This window comes from Nitrosospira multiformis (genome assembly GCF_003050865.1).
Taxonomy (GTDB): domain Bacteria; phylum Pseudomonadota; class Gammaproteobacteria; order Burkholderiales; family Nitrosomonadaceae; genus Nitrosospira; species Nitrosospira multiformis_E.
On the sequence record NZ_QAOK01000047.1, the window covers coordinates 1 to 7,663 of the forward strand.

Below are 7,663 nucleotides of genomic sequence, written 5' to 3' on the forward strand. Positions count from 1 at the left end.
AGCGCGCTCACGTACCTCGGGGGAAAACTTGTTCTGTTTCTTCATAGCTCCATTCTCTCAGATGTTGGAGCCTCTACAAAACCCGGGGCGGTTCAATGTGCGGCACTGAACGCTCAGCGAATAATTCGGGGGTTATCCCGAAAAGGGTTTTTACGAATATCACGATCTGGCCTAACATGAATCATAGTCATTGAAATAAAACTGCCTTTCTTTCTCAATACTCCGCGCACCTGATTTAAGAGTAATTTGTAGAGAGCGTGCGATAATGAACCAATACGCGAAGAATTCGGGCTCATCGCAGCAGCACGAACAGCACTCTGATCACACTCGCCAGCATGCAGGGTCCGCCCCCTCCTCGAGTTCTGTCTTGACAACAGGGGCTGCTCCCCAGTGGACGTGTCCCATGCACCCGGAAATCGTGCGAGATGCTCCAGGGGATTGCACTATTTGCGGGATGGCGCTCGTACCCATCGCCGGCAGTGGCTTGAGCGGAGGCGAAGGCGAGGCTCATGATTCCGAGTTGCGCGATCTCGCGTGGCGGTTGAAGGCGGGAGTTGCGTTGTCGATTCCTCTGGTTTTGGTCGCGATGGTGCCCATGTTGGGCATTCATGAGCCATTTGGCCTTGGGCCGCGTTCCCGCGGATGGGTCGAATTCTTATTGGGGACCCCTGTTGTGTGGTGGGTGGGCTGGCCGATTCTGCGCAGATTCTGGTTCTCACTCGTGCATCGCGCGCTCAACATGTATACCCTGATCGGGTTGGGAGTCGTATTTGCTTACCTGTTCAGCCTGGCAGCAGTGTTCACGCCGGGCATGTTCCCGCAGGAGTTTCGGGCGCATGATGGCTCAGTAGGAACCTATTTCGAGGCCGCCGCGGTCATCATGACACTGGTGATACTCGGCGAATACCTTCAGACGCGAGCAATGGGGCAAACCAGCCGGGCGATTCAGCAGCTCCTGGAGCTCGCTCCCAACCACGCGTGGCGCTTGGGCGATGATGGAACAGAAGAGCAGGTGCCGCTTGAAACGGTCACGGTAGGCGACCAGCTGCGCGTGAAACCGGGAGAAAAAATTCCGGTTGACGGTACGGTGCTCGAAGGGACAAGCCGAGTGGATGAATCGATGATTACCGGCGAACCCATGCCAGTCCCGAAAGCGCCAGGTGACACGGTCACCGGCGCTACCATCAATAGCGGTGGCTCGCTCATCTTGCGCGCCGAACGGGTAGGCGCAGAGACCCTGCTGGCCCGCATCGTTCATATGGTTGGAGAGGCGCAGCGCACGCGCGCCCCCATCCAGCGGCTGGCAGACGTTATTGCAGCCTATTTCGTCCAGATCGTCATCGCCATCGCTGTCATCACCGCACTTGCTTGGTGGTTTGTTGGTCCAGAACCCCGGTTTACCTATGCATTCATCAATGCTATTGCCGTCCTCATCATTGCGTGCCCTTGCGCTGTGGGGCTCGCTACGCCCATCTCGATGACGGTAGCGATGGGGCAGGGCGCAGGAGCGGGCATCCTGTTCCGCAATGCGGAGGCAATCGAGCGCATGCGTGAAATCGATACCGTAGTGGTGGACAAGACCGGCACGCTGACGCTGGGACGTCCTGCACTCACTGATTTTGACGTAGAAAGCATGGAAGAAGACGAGGCGCTAGCACTCGTGGCAGGGGTAGAGAAACTCTCGGAACATCCGATAGCGCATGCGATCGTCGAGGCTGCCAAGTCCCGCAGTTTAAAGCTTCCGGCCGTAGAAAATTTCGAGGCCATCAACGGCCTTGGCGTCAGAGCCGACATCAACGGCAAGCGGGTGCTTGTAGGCAGCCTTAATTTTCTTATGCAGCACGGGGTGGATACGCAAGCCTGGCACCAACGAGCAGAAGCCTGGCGGGCCGAGGCCAAAACAGTCGTGTTCTTCGCGGTCAATGAGATCGCCGCTGGAATCGCGGCTGTCGCCGATCCCGTCAAGGAAAGCACACCTGAAGCCATCGCTGTATTGAAGCAATCGGGGGTGCGCATCGTGATGCTCACTGGGGACTCAAGGCGCACCGCCGCTGCGATTGCCCGGTATCTCGGCATTGATGAAGTGCTGGCCGAGGTGCTTCCAGCGGACAAGGCGGATCATGTCAAACGGTTGCAAGCCGAGGGACGCAAGGTCGCAATGGCAGGCGATGGCATCAATGATGCTCCCGCACTGGCGCAGGCTGACGTGGGAATAGCGATGGGTACAGGGACCGACGTTGCAATGGAGAGTGCAGGTGTGACCCTTGTCAAGGGAGACTTGCGAGGTATTGAACGTGTCGTCACGCTCTCACGCGCCACCATGCGCAACATCCGGCAAAACCTTGTCTTCGCATTTGGCTACAATGCGTTCGGCATCCCGCTTGCTGCGGGCGTGTTGTACCCGGCCTTTGGACTGCTGCTCTCGCCCATGTTCGCGGGTGCTGCCATGGCGATGAGCTCAGTATCGGTCGTTACGAATGCATTGCGGCTTAATCGCCTCAAATTATAGCGGTAAGAACGTGCCAGGAATCGGAGCAGAGTCATTACCATTACTTCATTAACAGCTGGTCTGCTGAACTGCTTCTACCCGCAGTATCCTGCTACTCAATAGGTGAACGCTTCAACTGTACGATTTTTCTGGATCTTTGGATATTCCTCAGAAGGGTCAGCGAGTGATGAGGGGCGGATGAAGAACTCTCAGGACTGGCGTTGACCGGTGGGTAATCTTAAGGCGGGAGGAGCCAGAAGCAATAGCGGAAGTTTGATAACAGGCTCTTTTAGACCGGTTACCGGCGGGCTTTTCACAGCTTCCGAAAATCTTTCGACATATCCTCAAGCTTGACTTTACGGCTGCCTTGAGTATCGAGCTGGTCTTAATGCTGGAATCTTTACGGTCTTGAGCGTCGCTCCCTACTTGGGATGCTCTGGCATTTGAAGCCGATCGGGCATAATTGCCCAAGTAATAGGACTCCGTTTGATTAACTTATGAATGTTCCCCCTACCGGTGCGCCCTTTGGTGCACGTTAGCTCATGGATATATGGATACTGTTTGCTCTAATCATTCTCAATGGCATTTTTGCTATGTCGGAAATTGCTTTGATTACCGCACGCCGAGCCCAGCTTCAGAATTTGGCTCAGGCGGGCGATGGTGCCGCAGCAGCGGCTATTGAATTAGGTGAAGATCCAAATCGCTTCCTCTCTACCATACAAATCGGCATTACCTTAATTGGAATCTTAAACGGATTCATCGGGGAGAGAGCCTTGGCCGGTCCCTTCAGTGCCTGGATCGAAAGCCTCGGCGTGCAAAATCCTGCCGCAGAATATTTGGCCAGAGGGATAGTGGTTGTAGCCATTACTTACTTCACCATTGTACTGGGGGAGTTGGTTCCGAAACGCTTGGGACAGATCAATCCTGGGTTAGTGGCCCGTTTAATTGCACGCCCCATGCTATGGCTATCAGTTGCTTCCAAGCCCTTCGTCAAGCTGTTGTCCGGCTCGACCCAATTAATATTACGTATCTTTGGCATCAAGGAGAGAAGCGGGCCGAGTGTAACCCAGGAAGAGATCCAATTGCTGCTTGCAGAAGGAACGGACGCGGGTGTCATCGAACACCAGGAACACGAGATGGTTCGGAACGTTTTCCGTCTGGATGACCGCCAGATCGCTTCACTCATGCTCCCGCGAAGCGATGTAGTCTATCTGGATGTGGAGCAACCCTTGGAAGACAATATCAAACGGATCGAAGCCAGCGAGCATTCCCGATTTCCAGTAATCAAGGGAAACTGGGAAGACGTGTTGGGTGTGGCTAGCGCCCGGCAATTTCTGACTCAAACACTACACGGCGAGAAGCCAAGCTTGACTGAAAATTTGCAACCACCCGTATTTGTCCCTGAATCACTAACCGGCATGGAGCTGCTGGAGAACTTTAAAAACTCAGCTGCGCACCTTGCATTCGTCATTGACGAATATGGTGAAGTACAGGGCATCGTCACCCTGCAGGATGTGATGGAAGCAATCACAGGAGAGTTCAAGCCGACCCGGCCGGAAGATGCATGGGCCATGAAGCGTGATGATGGGTCATGGCTACTTGATGGTTTTATTCCTATTCCTGAATTGAAGGACAGGCTAGGTATTAAAGAAGTGCCTGAAGAGGAAAAGGGACGCTACAACACGTTGAGCGGCATGATTATGTTATTAGTCGGCAGATTGCCCCAGACAGCAGACCGGTGCGAATGGGAAGGCTGGACATTTGAAGTTGTGGACATGGACGGAAAGCGTATCGATAAGGTGCTGGCTATTCCAAAAAGTTCAGCCCTAGAAGAAGTGAGTTCCGGCTTAAATCAAGATCGTTAACAAGTTTTCCGTATTGCCTGCCCCGATGAATGATGAGGCTAACCTGAACATCTGTAATCGGCAATTTGTCGGGTGTCAATGAGGAGACTTAGCAATGGTTCATCTTTTTGCTACTGGTTGATTATTGTCAGGGGAAAAATGAAGAAATTTGCCAGAGTTTTCTATTGGGAGCAACACGTTGAGTCTACCGTTTTATCCAGCAGTGGCAGAAGGATCCAAGCTCGGTTGAGTTTGGTTCTCGTTGTTTCCAAGAAATCTTCTATCAGCAAGGGTTAGTGCATTTGGACTTATCTATCCCGAGTCAAGGTATGCCAGCGAGATGGTCCTGAACTTTTGCGACATAATGCTCATAGGCGGCGGGAGAGCGTTCTGCAAAAGCACGGTAAATTCGCAATGACTCTTCATAGACCTCGCGGGCCTCGTCCAGGCGATTCTCGTCGCGGTAGAGATTACCCAAGCTGTTCAAGGTTCTCGCTACATCAGGCAGATAGTCCTCGGTGTTGTTGGCCGCTAGTTCACGTCGAATTTTCAGCGCTTCTTCATAGACCTGCTGAGCCTCAAACATATGCTTTTCAGAGTAATGCAGATTGCCAAGATTGTTGAGGGTTCTCGCTACACCGGACAGATAGACATCCGGATTCCTGGTTGCCAGTTGACGATGGATTCTCAGTGACTCCTCGTAGATTTGCTGAGCTTCGGCCATATGCTTCTCGGAGTAATGCAGGTTGCCAATATTGTTGAGAGTTTTTGCTACAACGGGTAAATAGACGACCGGGTTTCTGGTTGCCAGTTGGCGGCGAATCTTCAACGTCTCCTCATAGGTCTGCCACGCCTCCGCCCTACGCTTCTCTGCGTAGTGCAAATTGCCGAGATTATTGAGCGTTCTCGCCACATTGGCCAGATAAGCGTCCTGATTCTTGTTCGCCAGTCGGCGCTGGATCTTCAGTGCTTCCTCATAGGCTCTTCGCGCTTCGACCATGCGCTTCTCAGCGTAATGCAGGTTGCCCAGATTGTTGAGGGTTTTTGCCACAGCGGGCAAATAAACGACCGGGTTCCTGGCTGCCAGTTGGCGATGAATCTTCAATGCTTCATCATAGGACTGCTGAGCCTCGGTCGTATGCTTTTCGGCGCGCTGCAAAACACCGAGATTATTAAGAGTCTTAGCTACCTCGGGCAAATAAATATCTGGATTCTGGGCCGCCAGTTGGCGATGAATTTTTAGCGCCTCCTCACAGACTCGTCTCGCCTCGGCTGTGTTTTTCTCGTCGCGGTGCAGAACACTGAGATTATTCAGGGTCTTTGCTACGTCGAGTAGATAAACATCCGCATTCTTGACCGCCAGCTGGCGATGGATTTTCAGCACCTCTTCATAGGCTCGTCTCGCCTCGGCTGTATTTTTCTCGCCGCGATGCAGAACACCGAGATTATTCAGGGTCTTTGCTACGTCGAGTAGATAATCCTTCGGGTTCTTGCTAGCCAGATCACGGCGGATTTTCAGCGCTTCCTCATAGGCCTCTCGCGCCTCGACCATACGCCTCTCTGCGTAGTGCAGGTTGCCCAGATTGTTAAGGATTATCCCTACATCTTCATCCTTGCCCCTTACACGAGCAAGAGTGAGCGCCTTCTCATATCCTTCACGAGCTATTTTAAAATGTAGCCGTTCCTCATGAAAAAACGAATAAGCGAACCAGGAATCATATGAGTCCGGAGCAAACCGGACGGCTTCCCCATAGGCATGAGCGGCGCCATCAAAGTCCAGCTTTGCTGCAAGCAATTCACCACGCAGCGTCCAGTTGCGCGCAACTTCTTCTCGCGGTTTTTCTATTTCCGTGGACTGCTGCCACAACCGCTCCTTGCTCAGCACGGCTAGGGCTTCATTTGTCCGACCACTTAGAAACAGTGACACTGCTTTTCTGTAGTCCTCGTTCCCACTCTTCAGGGGATGGATGGTATGCCGAGCGAGCATGCTTGCTTGGGGATAAACTTCAGGGGATTCGGGAAGGCCTGGTGGCTCTTCTGAGCAGGCAGAGCCACAGTCTTCCAAATCGTATTTCGGCAAGTGAAGCAAGAATTCACGGCTAGCACCGGTGAGTGCCTGATTAGTTTCAGAAGCTCCAACCTCGACGTCCTCAACGGAACCGCTACCCTTCTGATTTTCTGGAACCACGCTCGTGAGTGTTGTGGCTGGCAGTACGGAGGGGGCCTGAAAGAACAGAACAAGCAAGCAAATTGTGAATATGTGCGGCAAGACCCTATTCTGTTCTTTATATGACATTTTATTACCTTGTATTTGGTTAGAAGGAACACTACCCCGAGTCGGGAAGATATGGATGTGGGGTGATGGGGCGGTACATTCTCTTGTCCCACTGAACTTTTCTCCCACGGAAAATACATCCCCCTTGGCTCTCATCGCTCTCGTCGACCTAAGAACCCAGCAGATCGTTCAATGCTGGTATTCAACATATCTTTCTAAGCTCGTCTCACTGAGGCATTGATTGAGACGATTGCGAATATTGAAGATTGCGGACTTTCCCAATTAGGGAAAACACAGCTCTCATCCCCCTCTTTACAGATGTCCACGCCTGGAAGTATAGGAAAACCATCTTGAAAGTTACAATTATCACATGCCGAAGGATGTTCAATACCTATGCCAATAAGACATATAGCGAGAAGGGCAATCATGCGTAGGACGCTCACAGATACCAGAACGCCAATGCCGCAATAATGGTTGGCGGTAGTGCTGCTAATAGCAATCCCAATGGATGGACCACCTCTTCCTCGAAATGCCCACGCAGACTGTCAATTTTAAAGCTCAAGGGGAGGCTTTAACCTTCACCGTCTGGTTTTTCTTGCGATTCCGCAAGAGCGTGAGGCCAGAAGCGTTGCATGGCCAGGAAGGTAAATGAGGCAGACCAGGTAATCAATGACAAACCGGCAAGCCCTTCAGCAGCGGTAAGCATTCGTATTGCGCCCACAGGTACCAAATCCCCGAACCGACCGTCGTGTAGGAGATAGATGAATAATAAAAATAATCAAAAATGTCCCCGGTTGTTATACCTGCGATTCGGCCAAACCCCATCTCATGCTCCACAAACATGTAGGCAACAGCAAAAACCCACACCTCCAGAAAATGGGCGATTAATAGTCCCATCATTACCAGCAATACGCCAATACGTTTATGTATATGCGCTCCCAACGTGCGGCCAAGAAAACGTAGTGCTTCATAATGGAGCATTACACAGATCGCCACGATCATTCCGGATATGCCCAAAATCACGAGGTGGGCAGCATGTTCATTCATGGGTTACTC

Annotated in this window: 5 protein-coding genes; 2 read left to right on the forward strand and 3 right to left on the reverse strand. The window is 52.2% G+C overall.

Features of this window, described 5'->3' with window-relative positions; translation table 11 throughout:
• The first annotated feature begins 265 nt into the window (after window positions 1–265).
• Together C8R21_RS14695 and C8R21_RS14700 are read left to right on the forward strand one after the other, a co-directional pair.
• Window positions 266–2,509, forward strand: a complete 2,244-nt coding sequence (locus C8R21_RS14695) for a copper-transporting P-type ATPase (RefSeq protein ID WP_107763368.1) — start codon at window positions 266–268, stop codon at window positions 2,507–2,509.
• A 521-nt stretch (window positions 2,510–3,030) separates the two neighbouring features.
• Entirely contained in the window at window positions 3,031–4,353 is a 1,323-nt protein-coding gene (locus tag C8R21_RS14700; protein ID WP_107763369.1) for a hemolysin family protein, read from the forward strand.
• 301 nt (window positions 4,354–4,654) lie between these two features.
• Here the strand turns inward: C8R21_RS14700 and C8R21_RS14705 are convergent, their stop codons facing one another.
• From C8R21_RS14705 to C8R21_RS14715, 3 genes are all read right to left on the reverse strand, one after another.
• On the reverse strand, window positions 4,655–6,319 hold the full coding sequence (locus C8R21_RS14705) for a tetratricopeptide repeat protein (protein WP_181258969.1): 1,665 nt from the start codon (window positions 6,317–6,319) through the stop codon (window positions 4,655–4,657).
• A 727-nt stretch (window positions 6,320–7,046) separates the two neighbouring features.
• Window positions 7,047–7,169: a putative Na+/H+ antiporter gene (locus C8R21_RS14710; RefSeq protein WP_308811399.1), complete on the reverse strand. Its 123-nt coding sequence runs from the start codon at window positions 7,167–7,169 to the stop codon at window positions 7,047–7,049.
• 104 nt (window positions 7,170–7,273) lie between these two features.
• Entirely contained in the window at window positions 7,274–7,654 is a 381-nt protein-coding gene (locus C8R21_RS14715) for a hypothetical protein (protein WP_258192444.1), read from the reverse strand.
• Window positions 7,655–7,663: the final 9 nt, after the last annotated feature.